Annotated in this window: 19 protein-coding genes and 1 tRNA gene; 10 read left to right on the forward strand and 10 right to left on the reverse strand. The window is 66.3% G+C overall.

What is annotated here, in order from left to right; translation table 11 throughout:
- Positions 1–91: 91 nt before the first annotated feature.
- The 7 genes from pnp to AADJ02_RS00835 form a co-directional block, all read right to left on the reverse strand.
- Positions 92–2,224, reverse strand: coding sequence for a polyribonucleotide nucleotidyltransferase (gene pnp / locus AADJ02_RS00805; RefSeq protein WP_341211399.1), 2,133 nt, complete (start codon positions 2,222–2,224; stop codon positions 92–94).
- Positions 2,225–2,411: 187 nt separating this feature from the next.
- A complete protein-coding gene (rpsO, locus tag AADJ02_RS00810; protein WP_341211100.1) occupies positions 2,412–2,681 on the reverse strand; it encodes a 30S ribosomal protein S15 in 270 nt (89 codons plus the stop codon).
- Positions 2,682–2,842: 161 nt separating this feature from the next.
- Positions 2,843–3,850, reverse strand: coding sequence for a calcium-binding protein (locus tag AADJ02_RS00815; RefSeq protein ID WP_341211101.1), 1,008 nt, complete (start codon positions 3,848–3,850; stop codon positions 2,843–2,845).
- Positions 3,851–3,940: 90 nt separating this feature from the next.
- Positions 3,941–4,513 (reverse strand): cob(I)yrinic acid a,c-diamide adenosyltransferase, encoded by a 573-nt coding sequence (locus tag AADJ02_RS00820; protein WP_341211102.1) that lies wholly within the window; start codon positions 4,511–4,513, stop codon positions 3,941–3,943.
- Positions 4,513–4,716, reverse strand: a complete 204-nt coding sequence (locus tag AADJ02_RS00825; protein ID WP_341211103.1) for a twin transmembrane helix small protein — start codon at positions 4,714–4,716, stop codon at positions 4,513–4,515. Before AADJ02_RS00825 ends, AADJ02_RS00820 begins: the two co-directional genes overlap by 1 nt.
- A 92-nt stretch (positions 4,717–4,808) precedes the next feature.
- A complete protein-coding gene (locus AADJ02_RS00830) occupies positions 4,809–5,639 on the reverse strand; it encodes an SDR family oxidoreductase (protein ID WP_341211104.1) in 831 nt (276 codons plus the stop codon).
- A gap of 102 nt (positions 5,640–5,741) precedes the next feature.
- Positions 5,742–6,245 carry an SH3 domain-containing protein gene (locus AADJ02_RS00835; RefSeq protein ID WP_341211105.1) on the reverse strand — a complete coding sequence of 168 codons (504 nt, stop codon included), beginning with the start codon at positions 6,243–6,245 and terminating at the stop codon, positions 5,742–5,744.
- Positions 6,246–6,386: 141 nt separating this feature from the next.
- Here AADJ02_RS00835 and parC point away from each other — a divergent pair, with 141 nt between their 5' ends.
- Complete coding sequence (gene parC, locus AADJ02_RS00840; RefSeq protein WP_341211106.1) at positions 6,387–8,714, forward strand: DNA topoisomerase IV subunit A; 2,328 nt, start codon at positions 6,387–6,389, stop codon at positions 8,712–8,714.
- 63 nt (positions 8,715–8,777) lie between these two features.
- Here the strand turns inward: parC and AADJ02_RS00845 are convergent, their stop codons facing one another.
- Together AADJ02_RS00845 and AADJ02_RS00850 are read right to left on the reverse strand one after the other, a co-directional pair.
- Positions 8,778–9,434 carry a Fe2+-dependent dioxygenase gene (locus AADJ02_RS00845; RefSeq protein WP_341211107.1) on the reverse strand — a complete coding sequence of 219 codons (657 nt, stop codon included), beginning with the start codon at positions 9,432–9,434 and terminating at the stop codon, positions 8,778–8,780.
- A complete protein-coding gene (locus AADJ02_RS00850; RefSeq protein ID WP_341211108.1) occupies positions 9,434–10,276 on the reverse strand; it encodes a hypothetical protein in 843 nt (280 codons plus the stop codon). Before AADJ02_RS00850 ends, AADJ02_RS00845 begins: the two co-directional genes overlap by 1 nt.
- Positions 10,277–10,480: 204 nt before the next feature.
- Between AADJ02_RS00850 and tuf the strand changes: the two genes are divergently transcribed.
- Positions 10,481–11,656, forward strand: coding sequence for an elongation factor Tu (gene tuf, locus AADJ02_RS00855; protein WP_341211109.1), 1,176 nt, complete (start codon positions 10,481–10,483; stop codon positions 11,654–11,656).
- A gap of 89 nt (positions 11,657–11,745) precedes the next feature.
- Here tuf and AADJ02_RS00860 read toward each other — a convergent pair whose 3' ends face one another.
- Entirely contained in the window at positions 11,746–12,435 is a 690-nt protein-coding gene (locus AADJ02_RS00860) for a hypothetical protein (protein WP_341211110.1), read from the reverse strand.
- 142 nt (positions 12,436–12,577) lie between these two features.
- Here AADJ02_RS00860 and AADJ02_RS00865 point away from each other — a divergent pair.
- The 8 genes from AADJ02_RS00865 (at position 12,578) to rplL (ending at position 17,587) form a co-directional block, all read left to right on the forward strand.
- Positions 12,578–12,653: transfer RNA gene (locus tag AADJ02_RS00865), tRNA-Trp, on the forward strand.
- Between the two features lie 79 nt (positions 12,654–12,732).
- Positions 12,733–12,933 (forward strand): preprotein translocase subunit SecE, encoded by a 201-nt coding sequence (gene secE, locus AADJ02_RS00870; protein WP_341211111.1) that lies wholly within the window; start codon positions 12,733–12,735, stop codon positions 12,931–12,933.
- 190 nt (positions 12,934–13,123) lie between these two features.
- On the forward strand, positions 13,124–13,657 hold the full coding sequence (gene nusG, locus AADJ02_RS00875) for a transcription termination/antitermination protein NusG (protein WP_017929995.1): 534 nt from the start codon (positions 13,124–13,126) through the stop codon (positions 13,655–13,657).
- A 70-nt stretch (positions 13,658–13,727) separates the two neighbouring features.
- Positions 13,728–14,993: a glycosyltransferase family 4 protein gene (locus AADJ02_RS00880; RefSeq protein WP_341211112.1), complete on the forward strand. Its 1,266-nt coding sequence runs from the start codon at positions 13,728–13,730 to the stop codon at positions 14,991–14,993.
- 223 nt (positions 14,994–15,216) lie between these two features.
- The gene (rplK, locus tag AADJ02_RS00885; protein WP_341211113.1) at positions 15,217–15,669 is read left to right on the forward strand and encodes a 50S ribosomal protein L11; all 453 of its coding nucleotides are present in this window, start codon (positions 15,217–15,219) and stop codon (positions 15,667–15,669) included.
- Positions 15,670–15,672: 3 nt separating this feature from the next.
- Positions 15,673–16,374, forward strand: coding sequence for a 50S ribosomal protein L1 (rplA, locus tag AADJ02_RS00890; RefSeq protein ID WP_341211114.1), 702 nt, complete (start codon positions 15,673–15,675; stop codon positions 16,372–16,374).
- A 256-nt stretch (positions 16,375–16,630) separates the two neighbouring features.
- Positions 16,631–17,143: a 50S ribosomal protein L10 gene (rplJ, locus tag AADJ02_RS00895; RefSeq protein WP_341211115.1), complete on the forward strand. Its 513-nt coding sequence runs from the start codon at positions 16,631–16,633 to the stop codon at positions 17,141–17,143.
- Positions 17,144–17,212: 69 nt separating this feature from the next.
- Positions 17,213–17,587, forward strand: a complete 375-nt coding sequence (gene rplL / locus AADJ02_RS00900) for a 50S ribosomal protein L7/L12 (protein ID WP_017930000.1) — start codon at positions 17,213–17,215, stop codon at positions 17,585–17,587.
- Positions 17,588–17,748 lie beyond the last annotated feature (161 nt).

The following is a 17,748-nucleotide window of genomic DNA, read 5'->3' on the forward strand; positions in this document are numbered from 1 at the left end:
GTCACAATTTCGTGTGGTATTGATGTCGCGCCGGGGCCGGCTACGAAAAAGGGGCCCGAAGGCCCCTTTCCCTGTCTCGAATGCGTCGGCCTTACTCGGCCTGCGCGTCTTCCTTGGCTTCTTCGCCGGTCTCCTGGTTCACGACCTTCATCGACAGGCGTACCTTGCCGCGATCGTCGAAGCCCAGAAGCTTGACCCAGACCTCCTGGCCTTCCTTCAGCACATCCGACGGATGGTTCAGGCGGCGGTTCTCGATCTGGCTGACGTGCACGAGGCCGTCGCGCTTGCCGAAGAAGTTCACGAAGGCGCCGAAATCGACAAGCTTCACGACCGTGCCCTTGTAGACCTTGCCCTCTTCGGGCTCGGCCACGATCGAGTAGATCATGTCGTAGGCCTTCTGGATCGCCTCGCCATTGGCGGAGGCGATCTTGATCACGCCGTCGTCGTTGATGTCGACCTTGGCGCCAGACACCTCGACGATCTCACGGATCACCTTGCCGCCCGAGCCGATCACTTCACGGATCTTGTCGGTCGGGATCTGCATCGTCTCGATACGCGGCGCGTGGACCGAGAACTCACCGACGCCCGAGAGCGCCTTGTTCATCTCGCCCAGGATGTGCAAACGGCCGGTCTTGGCCTGCGCCAGCGCCTTCTTCATGATCTCTGGCGTGATGCCAGCGACCTTGATGTCCATCTGCAGCGAGGTGATGCCCGCTTCGGTGCCAGCGACCTTGAAGTCCATATCGCCCAAGTGATCCTCGTCACCGAGGATGTCGGTCAGCACCGCGTAGGAGCCGTCCTCTTCGAGCACGAGGCCCATCGCCACACCGGCCACCGCCGATTTCAGCGGCACGCCCGCATCCATCATCGCCAGAGAGCCGCCGCAGACCGACGCCATCGACGAGGAGCCGTTCGATTCGGTGATCTCGGACACCAGACGGATGGTGTAGGGGAAGTCGGTCGCCGCGGGGAGAACCGCCTGCAGCGCGCGCCATGCCAGCTTGCCATGGCCGATCTCGCGACGGCCCGGCCCGCTGACGCGGCCCACTTCGCCCACCGAGTAGGGGGGGAAGTTGTAGTGCAGCAGGAAGTTGGATTTGAAGTTGCCGTGCAGCGCGTCGATGAACTGCTCGTCATCGCCGGTGCCCAGCGTGGTCACGACCAGCGCCTGCGTCTCGCCGCGGGTGAACAGCGCCGAGCCATGGGTGCGCGGCAGCATGCCGGTCTCGGCCACGATGTCGCGCACGGTGTCGAGGTTGCGACCGTCGATGCGGTTGCCCTTCTTCACGACGTCGCCGCGCAGCACCGAGGATTCGAGCTTCTTGAAGGCGGAACCGAGGTTCGCGTCCTCGAGCTGCTCTTCCGAAAGCTGGGCCTTGATGTCGTCACGCGCCTTGGAGACGGCGGTGGTGCGCTCTTGCTTGTCGGTGATCGCGAAAGCGGCACGCATCTTGTCTTCACCGGCGGCTTTCACGGCGTCATAGAGCGCCGAATAGTCCGGGGGGGTGAAGTCGAAGGGCTCTTTCGCGCAATCCTCGGCCAGATCGATGATCAGATCGATGACGGGCTGGATCTGCTCATGGGCGAAGGTCACGGCGCCGAGCATCTCTTCCTCGGTCAGCTCGTAGGCCTCGGACTCGACCATCATGACGGCGTCCTTGGTGCCGGCGACGATCAGGTCGAGGCGCTGCTCGGGGTTCGAGCGCAGGTTCTGCATGTCGTCGACGGTCGGGTTCAGCACGTATTGGCCATCGACGAAGCCGACGCGGGCGCCGGCGATCGGGCCCATGAACGGCGCGCCCGAGATCGTCAGCGCGGCAGAGGCGGCGATCATCGCGACGACGTCGGGGTCGTTGACGAGGTCATGGCTGAGAACGGTGCACATCACGAGCACTTCGTTCTTGAAGCCGGGGACGAAGAGCGGGCGGATCGGACGGTCGATCAGGCGCGCGGTCAGCGTCTCCTTCTCGGTCGGACGCGCCTCGCGCTTGAAGAAGCCGCCCGGGATCTTGCCGGCGGCATAGTATTTTTCCTGGTAGTGAACGGTCAGGGGGAAGAAGTCCTGACCCGGCTTCGGCGCCTTGGCAAAAGTGACGTTGGCCATCACCGAGGTCTCGCCCAGCGTGGCGATGACCGAGCCGTCGGCCTGGCGCGCGACCTTGCCGGATTCCAGCGTCAGCGTCTCTTCGCCCCACTGGATCGATTTTTTCACATCGTGAAACATCGTGTTTTCCATTCTGGCCCGACCTTCGGGCCCTTGTGCCCCCCTAATGCGTGAACAGTCCCTGGGGGCGGGTTGCGGAGGGGCCGGATGCCCCTGGCTCTCGAAGTGTCCGTGGCGCGGGTCGAGCCCGGTCCGCGCCATCCCGGATAGCAAAGGGACCGCGCCCGAAAGGCGCGGTCCCGAAACCTTAGCGGCGGATGCCGAGGCGGCCGATCAGGGCCTGGTAACGCTCGACGTCCTTGCTCTTGACGTAGTCAAGCAGCTTACGACGACGGGCGACCATCTTGAGAAGGCCACGGCGACCGTGGTTGTCCTTCTTGTGGGTCTTGAAGTGCTCGGTCAGGGTCGCGATGCGCGAGGTCAGGATCGCGACCTGCACCTCGGGCGAACCGGTGTCGCCTTCTTTGGTGGCGAATTCGCTGACGACCTTGGCTTTGTCTTCGACGGTGATCGACATCGGGATCTCCTTTTTGGGATGAGGGTGATGGCACAAGCCGGGATGTCGTCCAGCAGGGCCCATGGAGCTCTGCCCCCGATATGGGGAGGCAGATGCGTGCCCATAGGCGAAATCACCCAAAAAGGAAAGCGGAATGCTGCGTCTTGGAGCGGTGCCGCGCGTCAGGCTGCCTGATCGGTGAGGAACACGACCGTGCCCTCGCCCAAGGCGCTCAACCCGTCGAGCCGTGCCAGCGCTGCTCCGTTGGCACGCAGCAGCAGCCCCTCAGGCACCGTCTCGACCGTCAGCTCCGGTGCCGCGCCCACAGGGTGCAGCACCATGATCTGATCCTGCGTGGCATCGAAATCGACGATCACTGCCGCATCGCCCGCCTCGACGCTGCGCAGTGCAAAGAGATCGCCACCCGTGCCGCCATGTGCCATGTCGCCGGCGCCGATGTGGATCTCGTCTTCGCCGTCGCCACCGTTGAGCCAGTCGCCGACCCCGTCGCCCGCGCCGTAGAGGCGATCGTTGCCCGCCCCGCCGTGCAGCACGTCGCGCCCCGTGCCACCGTCGAGCCTGTCGTCGCCCAGATCGCCCGACAGCGCGTCGTCGCCCGCGCCCCCCCAGAGCGCATCGGCCCCATCGCCACCGCGCAGCTTATCCGCGCCATCGTCGCCCCGGATCACGTCGTCGCCGACATGGCCCCAAAGCGCGTCGTCGCCCGCCCCGCCAGACAGCCGGTCGTCGCCGCGCCCGCCGTGCATCTCGTCGTTCTCCGCGCCGCCCTCGGCCCGATCGTCACCATCGCGCAGGTCGACATGGTCCGCACCGGCGCCCGCCTGCACGCTGTCCTCCGCCTCGCTGCCGAAGATGACGTCAAGCGCGTCGGTACCCACACTCGAAAGCCGCTGCGGTGGGTCGGACGACGGCGCGAGCTGCGTCTCATCCGCTGCAGCGTCGTCGTCGGTCGGATCTGGTGCTGAATGTGCATGGTCCTCGACCGCTGCGTCCGGAGCTGCTTCAGAAGCAGCCTCGTTCGCATATCCAAGCGCGGTGTCGAGCGATACGGTCTCGCTGGCCTGCGTCTCGTCGCCTTCGGGAAGGTCGGGCTCGGCCTCCACGACGTCGGGTGGCAGCAGCGCCGCCCCGGCCAGAGCAAGTCCGAGCAGTCCGATAAGCGCGATCATGGCGGTCTCCGCAGCGAGGGCAGAGATCCGTGTAGCACGGGCGCGCCTCGACGCGGCGCGAAACCGGGGTGCAGGGTTAACCTTTGGTGTTCAGCGATTGGCCCCGGGCTGCCACAGCACATCGGCGCGACCACCGTCGTTGGCAACGCGGGAGGCCACGAAGAACCAGTCCGAGAGGCGATTGAGATAGCGCGTCGCGTCGGCGTTCACCGGCTCGGCCCGGCTCAGCGCCACGGCCAGCCGCTCGGCTCGGCGCGATACGGTGCGGCACAGGTGCAGATGCGCGGCCAGCGCCTCGCCCCCCGGCAACACAAAGCTGCGCAGCGGCTCCAGATCGGCGTTCATCGCGTCGATCTCACGCTCCAGCCGGTCTGTCTGCTCCGCGACCATGCGCAGCACCGGATGCTTGGCCTCGGCGTCGCGCGAGGGGTCGGGGCGGCACAGGTCGGCGCCCAGATCGAACAGGTCGTTCTGAATCCGGCCCAGTGCTGCGTCCATCTCGCCGGTCGCGTGCAGCCGCGCCAGACCGACCGTGGCGTTGGTCTCGTCGACCGTGCCGTAGGCTTCGACCCGCAGGTCGTCCTTGGCCACGCGGCTGCCGTCGCCCAAGCCGGTGTCGCCCTTGTCGCCGGTGCGGGTGTAGATGCGATTCAGAACGACCATCAGCTCGTCCCCCTCAGAAAGACATAGAGCAGAATCAGCAGCACCGCGACGAACTGTGCGCCGATGCGCCAGCGCATGATGCGGTTGGCGTGCTTGCGGTTGAAATCGCCGCCCTTGCCGAAGGTACCGACCCCGAACATCAGGATTCCGGCGACGATCAGAACGGCGAGGATGACGAGAACGAGGAGCGGATCTTGTAGCATGGCGGGCCTTTCGCGGTTGTCTCACCATCTAGGGGGCAGGGCGGCCGAGGCAAAGCGGACGCGGTGTCGCGGACCGGTCGGCTTCAATGCCGTCAGCCTCGGGCCACCACCCAGTCGAGCGCGCGGGTCGGCAACAGCCGCCGCAGCGTGCCCGACAGATAGGTGGGCGTGGTGACATAATAGCGCGGGCGTGGATGCTTGGCCTCCAGCGCATGTGCGAGCTTCTCGGCCACCGCCTCTGGCGGCAGCTCGAACCGGTCCGGGCCGCGCTCGGCATAGAGACGGTGCAGCAGCCCCTCGTATTCGTCGCGCCGGGCCGAGGCCTTCCAATCCACCCATCGTTCGAAATGCGGGATCGAATTTGCGCGAATGCGCGAGGTGACGGGGCCGGGCTCGATCAGGCTGATATGAATGCCGCTGCCCGCCATCTCGAGGCGCAACACATCCGTCAATCCTTCCAGAGCGAACTTGGTCGCGACATAGGCGCCGCGCCATTTCACGCCGACCAGCCCCAGCACCGAGGAGCAGTTGACGATGCGCCCATGGCCCTGCGTCCGCATCACCGGGATCACACGGGTGGTCAGGTCGTGCCAGCCGAAGAGGTTGGTCTCGAAGATCTCGCGCAGCGCCTCGCGCGGCAGGTCCTCGACGGCGCCGGGGCAGGCGAAGGCACCGTTGTTGTACAGAGCATCGAGCCGCCCGCCGGTGGCCTCGAGCACCTGCGCCAGCCCGGATGCGACGCTGTCCGGGTCGGCATAATCGAGACGGGGGGCCTCGAACCCCTCGGCGCGCAAGCGGGCGCAATCGTCCTCGGCGCGGCAGGAGGCGAAGACGCGCCAGCCGCGATCGCGCATGAAACGTGCCGCCGTGAAGCCGATGCCCGAGGACGAGCCGGTGACGAGAAGGGAGCGAGGTGTGTCCATGGACCACACATGGCTGCAGGCACGGGGTCCTGCAACGAAAAAGGCGCCCCGGATCGGGACGCCTTATCGGCAGGTCAGATCGAGAAGCTCGAATTCGGCAGGTCAGCCTTCGATGGGGGCCAAGAGGCGCTCGGACATCCAGCCGGTCTGGCCGGTGGAGGTGATCTCGATCTTGGCCCAGCCACCGGCGCTCTCGATCAGCTTGGCCTCGGTGCCGCGCGGCAGCGTGTCGAGCACGGCATGACCGGTGCCGGGGCCTTGGCGCATGTTGACCCAGTCGCCGCTGATCTGGCGCAGGTCGAACTGAGCGGTTTCGGCCACGGCGGGAGTGGCTGCGACCTCCTCGATGACGGCGGGTTTCGTCGACTTCGGCATGAAGGAGGCGGAGATCAGTTCGACGTTCTCGGGAAATTCGCGCATTGCGGTGACGGGAATGCCGGAGGCGGCACGCGCGATGTCGTTGCTGGCGATCGCCTCGGGCGAAGCCGTGCTGGCCTGCACCGCGCCGATCATTGTCTGCGGCTGGAACTCGGCACCGCCGGACATTTCGTAATAACCTACGCCAAGAAGGAGAAAGGTGGCACCGATACCAAAAACATGCTTCATGACGACCTCTTACATTCTGCTCATCGCGTGCCTTGAGCGGTCACTGTGGCGTGACGTCCGTGGCGGCGCGGGATCTCGCTGACCCGTTGCTCACACAACCGCGACTTTACGCCGATGGTTCCCGCCGATAGAGAGCTTTTCATGCCTGACCCCCTTGACGATGCCCTCCCGTCCACCGCTGCACAGGGCGTTGCGGACCTGACGGAGCCGCTACGCCGCGCCCTTGGCGAGCGCTATCTGAGCTACGCGCTCTCCACGATCATGAACCGCGCGCTGCCGGATGCGCGCGATGGCCTCAAACCGGTGCATCGCCGGATTCTCTTTGCCATGCGCGAGCTCAAGCTTTCGTCGACGGGCGGTTTCCGCAAGTCGGCCAAGATCTCGGGCGACGTGATGGGCAACTATCACCCGCACGGCGATGCCGCGATCTACGACGCGATGGCCCGCCTCGCGCAGGACTTTGCGGTGCGCTATCCGCTGGTCGACGGTCAGGGCAACTTTGGCAACATCGACGGCGACAACCCGGCCGCCGCGCGCTACACCGAAGCCCGCCTGACGGCCGCGGCCGAGGCGCTGATGGAAGGGCTGACCGAGAACGCGGTCGATTTCCGTCCGAACTACGATGGCACGCTCGAAGAGCCGGTCGTGATGCCCGCCGCCTTCCCAAACCTGCTGGCCAACGGCTCCTCGGGGATCGCGGTCGGCATGGCGACCAACATTCCGCCGCACAACCTGCACGAGCTGGTCGACGCCTGCCTCTACATGATCAAGACGCCAGGTGTGTCGGACGAAAAGCTGGTCGATCTCGTGCCGGGGCCGGATTTCCCGACGGGTGGCGTGCTGGTCGAGCCGCGCGAAAACATTCTCACCGCCTATCGCACCGGGCGCGGGAGCTTCCGGCTGCGCGCGCGTTGGGAGATCGAGGAGCTGGGACGCGGCCAGTGGCAGGTGATCGTCACCGAGATCCCCTATCAGGTGCAGAAGTCCAAGTTGATCGAACGCCTTGCCGAGTTGATCCAGACCCGCAAGATCCCGCTACTGGCCGATGTGCGCGACGAGAGCGCCGAGGACGTGCGTATCGTGCTCGAGCCGCGCGCGCGTTCGGTCGAGCCCGAGATGCTGATGGGGATGCTGTTCAAGAACAGCGATCTCGAGATCCGCTTCGGTCTCAACATGAACGTGCTGATCGACGGGCTGACGCCCAAGGTCTGCTCGCTGCGCGAGGTGCTGCGCGCCTTCCTCGACCACCGTCGCGAGGTGCTCACCCGCCGCTCGCAACACCGGCTGGAAAAGATCGACCACCGGCTCGAGGTGCTCGAAGGCTTCATCACGGCCTTTCTCAACCTCGACCGGGTGATCGACATCATCCGCTACGACGATCAGCCCAAACAGGCGCTGATGGCTGAGGATTGGGACCGCGACCACGTCCGCGCCGTCTCCGAGCGAGACTATCGCTCGCCCCTGACCGAGGGGCACGGCGGCAGCGGTCTCACCGAGGTTCAGGCCGAGGCGATCCTCAACATGCGGCTGCGCAGTCTGCGCCGACTCGAGGAGCTGGAGCTTCTCAAGGAGCAGGATGCTTTGATGCAGGAGCGGGCCGGGCTCGAGGACCTGCTGGCCTCCGAGGAACTGCAGTGGAAGTCGATCTCCGAGCAACTGCGCGAGACCCGCAAGCTGATGGGCCATTCGGCCCCTGGCGGACGGCGGCGTACCGGCTTTGCCGAAGGCACCGAGATCCCTGACGTGCCGATCGAGGCGATGATCGAGCGCGAGCCGATCACCATCGTCTGCTCGGAAATGGGCTGGATCCGCGCGATGAAGGGCCACATCGCGCTCGACAGCGAGCTGAAGTTCAAGGACGGCGACAAGGGCCGTTTCGTGCTGCATGCCGAGACCACCGACCGGCTTTTGGTGTTCGGCTCGAACGGTCGCTTCTACACCGTCTCTGCCACCAACCTGCCCGGCGGGCGCGGCATGGGCGAGCCGTTGCGCCTGATGGTCGATCTGCCGAACGAGGCGCAGATCGTGGCGCTGCATCTCTACCGCCCTGAGCGGCGGCTTCTGGTGGCGTCTTCGGCCGGTGACGGCTTCATCGTCAACGAAGACGAAGTGTTGGCGCAGACCCGGAGCGGCAAGCAGGTGCTCAACGTCAAGGACGACGTAGTAGCCAAGATCTGCAAGCCGGTGACCGGCGACGCGGTGGCGGTGGTGGGCGACAACCGAAAGGTGCTCGTCTTCCCGCTCGACGAACTGCCCGAGATGACCCGTGGCAAGGGCGTGCGCCTGCAAAAGTACAAGGACGGCGGGCTGTCGGATGCGGCCACCTTCGTGCTGGAGGCAGGGCTGACGTGGAAGGATCCGGCAGGCCGGACCCGGACGGAAAGCGACCTCGCCGACTGGACCGCCAAGCGCGCCACGGCCGGGCGCATGGCACCCCGCGGCTTTCCGCGCGACAATATGTTCAACTGACGCCAAAAGGCCCTCCCGAACCGGGAGGGCCTTTTGGTTTTAGGGTCTGGCGATGTCGTGGCCTCAGTCGGCCCACATCCTGAGCAGGTTTGAGCGGCTTTTCGCAAGCAGGTCGAACAGCTCCGACTTGCCCTCGCGACCATGCACCTCGCGCACCGCGCGTTCGAGATCGAACAGCATCTCGCGCTGGGCGGCCTCGCGCACCCGGCTCTGTACCCAACCGACCACCGCCAGCCGTTCGCCGCGCGTCACCGGGGCGACCCGGTGCAGCGTCGTTGAGGGGTACAGCATCAGGCCCCCCGCCGGCAGCTTTACCGCGCGCGCCTCGAAGCCGTCCTCGATCACCAGTTCTCCGCCGTCGTAGCTTTCGGGATCGGACAGAAAGAGCGTGAAGGAGATGTCGGTGCGCAGCCCTTGCATCAGCGCGTCATCGACGTGCAGCCCATAGGTCTGCCCCTGCCGGTAGCGCGACAGGATCAGCGGCGTCATCGCGCGGGGGCGGGCGGCAAGGGTGAACAGCTCGTTGCCCTGCAGCGCCTTGGTAACCTTGGCCAGAACCGCGTTGCGGGCGGGGGAGGGGGCGGCCTGGTCGTTGGCTTTGACCTCACGGGCATAGCGCCCGGCGCTGGCCTTGCCGTCGGCAAAGTCGAGCGTATCGGCCGAGGCGCGCAGCGCCCCGGCCTCGGCCGCCGACAGAAGGCTGTCGATGGCGAGCAGCATCACTCGGCCTGCAGCGCGGCCAGCTCGATGCGGGCGGCGGCGGCGTGCAGCAGCGACGCCTTGGCCTCGGCGCCCAGCGCGCCCTCCGGCACGAAGCCTGCGGCGAAGGCCGGGGCCGTCGCGTCGAGCGCCTCGATCACGGCCGCGCCTGTCTTGGCATGCGCGGCATCGTCGCCACTCGCCAATTCCTCGGCGCGGACGCGGGCCATCTCGGTGAAGCCCATGGCGTCCTGATACTCGTGCAGGTTCGAGATTTCGCCTTCGATGACGCCGATCTCGTATTCGTCGCCGGCGATGCGCAGCACCTGCTCGAGGCTCTCGAGGATGGCGCCGGGTTCGCTTACCATGGTGCGGGCGGCGGCGATGCGTTCGAGCAGCGTGTCGAAGGCCGCCTGCGCATCCTCGACCGGCGCGCCCGATGTCACCGCGTCGGCCAGCGCCGAAAGCTCGGCGGAAAAGGCTTCGGCACCGCGCTCTTCGAGCTCGGGCGCGAGGTCGGCATAGATCTCGTCTTCGGGATGCTTCATGTGCGTCGCGGCGAGATCGGCATGCCCGTCACGGTAGAGCGCGATACCGGCGCGCAGATGGCCTTCGATCAGCCCCAGATTGGTCAGGTAGGCCGCATCCAAGTCTTCGATCGACATTTCCGCCGAACCGCCTTCGCCCCCTTCGCCGCCCTCACCGCCTTCGCCAGCGGCGAGCCAGAGGGTCTCCGGGCCATGGCCGAAACCGGCAGTGTCGGCCTGTGCTCCGGTCGCGGCGAGGCCGCCCACGGCCCCTGCGAGAGCGAGGCTCGTCCAAAGGCGGGCTTGGGTGGGGCGGGGGGTGTCGTGCTGGGCCATGATGGCCTCCTGTCATTACCTTACTCTTTTACTCGGTAATGCGATCCGGAGGGGGGCGTCAAGCGGATCCTGCGAGATGGTGTGCGCCGCGTGCAGCGATCCTTGGCGGGAGCCGCTTGATTTCCCCGTCGATTGCAAATACATCGCCCGCGATGTCGAACCGGGCCATACGGAGGCCCCCGAACACGCGAGGCGCCAGCGCAGATGGCAAAGGCTAAATTCGAACGCAACAAACCGCACGTGAACATCGGGACCATCGGTCACGTGGACCACGGCAAGACCACCCTGACCGCCGCGATCACCAAGTACTTCGGTGACTTCCGCGCCTACGACCAGATCGACGGCGCGCCCGAAGAGAAGGCCCGCGGCATCACCATCTCGACCGCGCACGTCGAGTACGAGACCGAGAGCCGTCACTACGCCCACGTCGACTGCCCCGGCCACGCCGACTACGTCAAGAACATGATCACCGGTGCCGCCCAGATGGACGGCGCGATCCTCGTGGTGAACGCCGCCGACGGCCCGATGCCTCAGACGCGCGAGCATATCCTGCTCGGCCGCCAGGTGGGCATCCCCTACATGGTCGTCTACATGAACAAGGTCGACCAGGTGGATGACGAGGAGCTGCTCGAGCTCGTCGAGATGGAAATCCGCGAGCTGCTGTCGTCCTACGACTACCCGGGCGACGACATCCCGATCGTCAAGGGCTCGGCCCTGCACGCGATGAACGGCACCCAGCCGGAAATCGGCGAAGAGTCGATCAAGGCGCTGATGGCGGCCGTGGACGAGTACATCCCGACCCCGGCCCGCGCCGTGGACCTGCCGTTCCTGATGCCGATCGAGGACGTGTTCTCGATCTCCGGCCGTGGCACGGTGGTGACCGGTCGCGTCGAGCGCGGCGTGATCAACGTCGGCGACGAGATCGAGATCGTCGGCATCCGCGACACCAAGAAGTCGACCTGCACCGGCGTCGAGATGTTCCGCAAGCTGCTCGACCGCGGTGAAGCCGGCGACAACGTCGGCGTGCTGCTGCGCGGCATCGACCGCGAAGGCGTCGAGCGCGGCCAGGTGCTGTGCAAGCCCAAGTCGGTTCTGCCGCACACCAAGTTCGAGGCCGAGGCCTACATCCTCACCAAGGAAGAAGGCGGTCGTCACACCCCGTTCTTCGCGAACTACCGTCCGCAGTTCTACTTCCGCACCACCGACGTCACCGGCACCGTTGTCCTCCCCGAGGGCACCGAGATGGTGATGCCCGGCGACAACCTGAAGTTCAACGTCGAGCTGATCGCCCCCATCGCCATGGAAGACGGCCTGCGCTTCGCCATCCGTGAAGGCGGCCGCACCGTCGGCGCCGGCGTGGTGTCGAAAATCGTCGAGTGATCGGATCCTCCGGGCGGTCCTGCCGCCCGGATGTCACGATCTGAAAGGGCCGCCCCTTGGGGCGGCCCTTTTGCTTGGTGTCGTGAGGGTCAGGGGCCGGGCGGCAGGCCCAGCATCGCATCCGCCTCGGCCGTGGTGGCGTCGAGCGCTGCTTTCATCGAGGCGCGAAGCCGCGCGCGTTCCTGCGCATCCGTTCGGCGCGGCATCGTGTCGTCCCAGGGTCGGAACACCACTGCACCGCGCCCGCCTGGGCGGGGCAGCAGCAGCCTGTCCCAGCTTTTCGCCCGGCTCTGTCTCTCGGTGGCATAGGCATAGAAGAACACCGGCGCGCCGGTGATCCGCGCCCAGTCGAGCGGCGGATCGTTGATCTCGCCCATCGGGCCCAGCGGGCCGTCCGCGGTGATGCCGATGCTGGCGCCCGCACGCATCCGGTCCATCACCATCCGCGACATCGCCAGATTCGACAGCCGCGCCGACATGGCGACGGGGGTAAGACCGCAGCGGCGATGCGTGTCGCCCGCGATTCGTGCGATGGGGGAGGTGTCGTGCAGGCTCGACAGATCGGCGGCGTCTCGCGGCCAGTGGAACGGCCCCAACATCAGTCGCGAATGACGCAGCACCAAGAGCACCGGTCCTTGGGCCAGCGCCGCGCGCAACGCGTCCTCGCCGCGCACTTCCCAACTGGTTCGGCGCTGGCAGCGCGCCAACCAGCCATGCGCGATCCTGCCGAGGCTTCGGATCACGGCGGGGCTCTTGGCCAGTCTCTTGCCGAGCGACATGCGGCTCTCCTCCGGGCTGTGCGGCGCATCTTGCAAGCACCCGCCGCGAGGGCAAGGGCAGGGGAGTGCGAGATTGCCGTTCGATTGCCCCTCGGGGGGCCTTGATCCCGGCGTGGATTGCGACTACTCGGAGGGCGGTCTTAGGGGTATAGCTCAGTTGGTAGAGCATCGGTCTCCAAAACCGAGGGTCGTGGGTTCGAGTCCCCCTGCCCCTGCCAAGACCACCGCGGCGGGCCCGCTTGCAGATCGCGCGGCGTCCGCGTATGTCCCGCATCGATCCCTCGAAAGGTGAAGATGATGGCCAGAACCAACCCCGTCCAGTTCGCGCAGCAGACCCGCGCCGAGATCGCCAAGGTGGTCTGGCCGACCCGCCGCGAGGTGGTGCTGACCACGGTGATGATCTTCATCCTCGCTGCCGTTGCGGCGCTGTTCTTCAGCCTCGTGGATCTTGGCATCCGTTCCGGGCTTCAGGCGGTGCTGGAAGGCCTGGCGGGCTGAGCGCAGCGGCTTGTGGCTTCGGCCCCGTGGGGCTTGATCTGCGCCGCGCCGGGCGCTACTGACCGGCGGACTTGGACAAACGGCGCGCGATGCGCGCCGCTTTGCCGTTTGAGCGACCCCGCAACACGGGTCGGAGAAATTCAACGAGGCACCGGCGTCCCGCCGGTTGCGACGGAAGGTGTCGGGCAACATGGCGAAACGCTGGTATTCGGTTTCCGTGCTCTCGAACTTCGAGAAGAAGATCGCCGAGCAGATCAGGACCAAGGTCGCCGAGCAGCAGCTCGAAGACGTCATCGACGAGGTGCTGGTTCCCACCGAGGAAGTGATCGAGGTCCGCCGCGGCAAGAAGGTTTCGACCGAGCGCCGCTTCATGCCCGGCTATGTGCTGGTGCATATGGAGATGTCCGACAAGGGCTATCATCTCGTCACCTCGATCAACCGCGTCACCGGCTTCCTTGGCCCGCAGGGCCGACCGATGCCGATGCGCGATGCCGAGGTGGAGGCGATTCTGGGCCGTGTTCAGGAAGGCGAGGAAAGCCCGCGCACCCTGATCCGCTTCGAGATCGGTGAGAAGGTGAAGGTCAAGGACGGCCCCTTCGAGGATTTCGACGGCATGGTCGAAGAGGTCGACGAGGACAACCAGCGGCTCAAGGTCACTGTTTCCATTTTCGGTCGCGCCACCCCGGTCGAGCTCGAATTCACCCAAGTGGCCAAACAAGGCTGATCCCGCGCTTGACCGGCCCGGTCGCTGCGGCCACGCTGCCGGGGCCCTGACGCGCCCCGGAGCCTGCCCCATGAAGATCGTCCTCGTTTCCTCCAATGCCGGCACCGACATGGGCGGCGAGGCGATCAAGGCGCACCAGTACTTCGGCTACCTGCTGCGGCATGGCTTCGACGCCGTGCTGGTGACCCACGCCCGGGGCCGGGTCGGGCTATTGCGCGACTTTCCGGCCGAGCGGATGATCTTCGTCGAGGACGACGCGCTGCAAAAGGCGCTGTGGCACAGCCGGATCGGCGGGCCGCTGGTGTCGACCTGCTTTCATCTGCTGGCGGCCCGGCTGATCCGGGACCGCTTCGACCCTGCGGACACGCTCGTGCATTACCTGTGTCCAGTCTCGCCGGTCGAACCGCGGTTTCCACCGCGTGGCTTTCGGACCCTGATGGGCCCTTTCACCGGCAACATCCATTATCCCCCCGCCTTTGCCGCCCGCGAGGCACCGCGCCGCAGGCTCGGCGCGTGGCTGCATCGCCCGGTTCAGCGGCTCTTGTCGGTGCTGGCCCCGGACAAGCGCCGCGCCTCCCACGTGCTCGTCTCGGGCTATGACCGCACGCGGGACTCGCTGGGCTGGGCCGGCGTGCCGCAGTCGCGGATGACCGACGTGGTCGATTCGGGCGTGGCCGAGGTCATTGCCGCGCGGCCCCGCGCGACGCATCAGGGTCGGAACGAGATGTTCGCCTGCTCGGGGCGGCAGGTCGATCACAAGGGCACGGATCTGGCGATCCGCGCGGTGGCGGCGAGCCATGAGGGCGCGCGGCTCACCGTCTACGGCGACGGCGCGGCGCGGCCGGGCCTCGAAGCCTTGGCGCGGGATCTCGGGGTCGCGGACCGCGTCCGCTTTGCCGGGTGGCTGCCGCATGGCGAGGTGCTCACCGGACTCGCCGCGGCGCGGGGCTATGTGTTTCCCTCGCTCGCCGAAGCCAACGGCATCGTGATGCAGGAGGCGATGATGCTGGGCGTGCCGGTGCTGGCGCTGCGCTGGGGCGGCCCGGCGATGCTCGCCGACGACGGATCGGCGATCTATGTCGAACCTGCGGGCGAGGCGGCGGTGGTCGAGGGCCTCGCGGCGGGCATGGATCGGCTGATCAGCGAGCCGCATATGGCCGAAACCCTGTCGCGCCGCGCCCGCACCATCGCCGAGGCGCGATTCGGCTGGGACGCGGTGGCGGCGTCATGGGCTGCGCATTATCCCCCCGGCGCGCATTCCGCGCAGGCAGGCTCGGTCACGGACAAGAGCACGGGCGAGGACTTGGGCGAGAAGGCGGGGCAGGGCGCGGCCTAGCCTCGGCCAAACACCGCGCGGCGGGCTTGACGGCACCCCCCGAGGGGGCTATGCGACGACCTTCAATTGCGCCGGCCTGCGGGCCGGACCCTTGGTGGCGACCGGATCGGAGACGATTCGCGCCGCATGCGGGAGGCAAGGGGGGCGCGCCCTCCAAGCCGCACCGCACCAACCGATGGCCACCCGGACGCGTCCGCGTGGTGTTGCGATAAGGAGAGGCCCGATGGCCAAGAAAGTAATGGGGCAGCTGAAGCTCCAGGTGAAGGCAGGCGAAGCCAACCCGTCTCCGCCGGTGGGTCCGGCGCTGGGTCAGCGCGGCATCAACATCATGGAGTTCTGCAAGGCCTTCAACGCGAAGACCGCAGATCTGGAAAAGGGCGCGCCTTGCCCGACCGTGATCACCTACTACCAGGACAAGTCCTTCACGATGGAGATCAAGTCGCCGCCGGCGTCGTTCTTCCTCAAGAAGGCCGCTGGCCTGAAGCCCGTCGGCAAGCGCAACCGGCCCAAGGGCTCGGCGACCCCCGGCAAGGAAACCGCCGGCACCGTGTCGCTCGCCCAGGTGCGCGAAATCGCCGAAGCGAAGATGAAAGACCTCAACGCGACCAGCGTTGAAGGTGCGATGCAGACCGTCCTTGGCTCCGCCAAGTCGATGGGTATCGAGGTGAAAGGCTGAATCATGGCAAAACTCGGTAAACGCACCCGCGCCGCTCGCGAGGCCTTCTCGGGCAAGGACAACGTCCAGCTCTCCGAAGCCGTCTCGCTGATCAAGTCCAACGCCAACGCCAAGTTCGACGAGACCATCGAGATCGCGATGAACCTCGGCGTCGATCCGCGTCACGCCGACCAGATGGTCCGCGGTTCGGTCACGCTGCCCAACGGCACCGGCAAGACCGTGCGCGTCGCCGTCTTCGCCCGTGGCGACAAGGCGGAAGAGGCCAAGAAGGCCGGCGCCGACATCGTTGGTGCCGAAGACCTGATGGAGACCGTGCAGTCCGGCAAGATCGAGTTCGACCGTTGCATCGCAACGCCGGACATGATGCCGATCGTCGGCCGTCTCGGCAAGATCCTCGGCCCGCGCAACCTGATGCCGAACCCGAAGATCGGGACCGTCACCATGGACGTGACCGACGCGATCAACGCCGCCAAGGGTGGTCAGGTCCAGTTCCGCGTCGAAAAGGCCGGCGTGATCCATGCCGGCATCGGCAAGGCGTCGTTCGACGAAGCCAAGCTCGAAGAGAACATCCGCGCCTTCGTGGATGCCGTCTCCAAGGCGAAGCCCGCCGGCGCCAAGGGCACCTACCTCAAGAAGGTGGCGCTGTCCTCGACCATGGGCCCGGGCGTAACCGTCGATCTGGCCTCGGCCACCGGCACGGCCTAAGAGATTTCCTCCCGGCCTCGGTCGGGAGCGAATGGCGGGGCGTTCGCGCCCCGTCCTGTCCGAGACGGAGGGCAGGGAGGGAACTCCCGCTAAGGCCTTCCCGAGATGGGAAACGAGACTTTGGATTTCCGTTCGAAAGCGCGAGCTTTCTTTCGGGCGATCATGGCCTCGGGACCCTGAAGCGGACCCGAACGGCCCCCGGACCATCAGGGGGTCAGACAGAGCCGGGGGGAAACCCCCAAACTTGGAGTAAACCGTGGATAGAGCCCAGAAAGAGAAAGTGGTCGAGGAACTCGGCCAGATCTTTGAAAGCTCTGGCGTCGTAGTGGTTGCCCACTACGAAGGCATGACGGTTGCCCAGATGCAGGACCTGCGCGCGAAAATGCGTGAAGCGGGTGGGTCCGTGCGTGTTGCCAAGAACAAGCTCGCCAAGATCGCCCTTGAGGGAAAGCCCTGCGCAAGCATCGCCAACCACCTCACGGGCATGACCGTTCTCTCCTATTCCGAAGACCCCGTGGCAGCTGCCAAGGTGGTCGACGCCTATGCGAAGACCAACGACAAGCTGGTCATCCTCGGCGGCGCGATGGGAGAGTCGGCTCTGGACGTCGCCGGTGTGAAAGCCGTGGCCCAGATGCCGTCGCGTGAAGAGCTCATTGCTTCGATCGTCGGCTGCATCGGTGCCCCGGCCAGCAACATCGCCGGTGCCATTGGCGCGCCCGCAAGCAACATCGCAAGCATTCTCTCGACCATCGAAGAGAAGGCTGCCTAAGGCATCCCGTACCCCTCGGGGGCTTGAAAGCCCTCGCGTTGGAACACAATTGAACGAACGGAAGATAAAATGGCTGATCTGAAGAAACTCGCCGAAGAGATCGTTGGTCTGACCCTCCTCGAGGCGCAGGAACTGAAAACCATCCTCAAGGACGAGTATGGCATCGAGCCCGCCGCCGGCGGCGCCGTGATGATGGCTGGCCCGGCAGGCGATGCCGGCGCGGCCGAAGAAGAGAAGACCGAGTTCGACGTCGTCCTGAAGGACGCCGGCGCTCAGAAGATCAACGTGATCAAAGAAGTCCGCGGCATCACCGGCCTCGGCCTGAAAGAAGCCAAGGACCTCGTTGAGGCCGGCGGCAAGGTCAAGGAAGGCGCTCCGAAGGCGGAAGCCGAAGAGATCAAGGCGAAGCTGGAAGCAGCTGGCGCCAAGGTCGAGCTGGCCTGATAACGGTCGGGCGCGCGCGCTGCGCGTCACGCCTTGTGAATTGGCTGGATCCGCGGTTTCGCGGGTCCAGCCGAACCCGTCTTGGAAGGGGGCTGCGTGCGGCTCCCGTCTCGGGCAGGTTCCCATGGTCGGGAGGTCTTCGGTGGGACGAAGGCCGTGAA

Origin of the sequence: uncultured Limimaricola sp., from assembly GCF_964022235.1 — a bacterium.
In the GTDB taxonomy this organism is placed as follows: Bacteria; Pseudomonadota; Alphaproteobacteria; order Rhodobacterales; family Rhodobacteraceae; genus Limimaricola.